Origin of the sequence: Streptomyces sp. NRRL S-378, from assembly GCF_000720645.1 — a bacterium.
Classification (GTDB): domain Bacteria; phylum Actinomycetota; class Actinomycetes; order Streptomycetales; family Streptomycetaceae; genus Streptomyces.
Window position 1 is genome coordinate 1 of record NZ_JOBX01000223.1, and the last position, 276, is coordinate 276.

The 276-nt window shown below is 71.7% G+C and carries 1 protein-coding gene; it reads left to right on the forward strand.

Annotated elements, in window-relative coordinates; genetic code table 11:
• Positions 1 to 276, forward strand: a 276-nt coding sequence (locus IH80_RS40430; RefSeq protein ID WP_037882484.1) for an acyltransferase domain-containing protein, incomplete at both ends; no start/stop codon positions are given.

The following is a 276-nucleotide window of genomic DNA, read 5'->3' on the forward strand; positions in this document are numbered from 1 at the left end:
CATGTCGCCGGGGTGTGGTCGTTGGCGGATGCGGCGCGGCTGGTGGCGGCGCGGGGTCGGCTGATGCAGGCGCTGCCCTCGGGTGGGGCGATGATCGCGGTCCAGGCGACGGAGGCCGAGGTGCTCGCGCATCTGGTCGAGGGTGTGGGGATCGCGGCGATCAACGGTCCGAACTCCGTCGTCGTCTCGGGTGAGACGGACGCGGCCGAGCGGGTCGCGGGTCATTTCGCCGGGCTGGGCCGCAAGACGAAGCGTCTGACCGTGAGCCATGCCTTC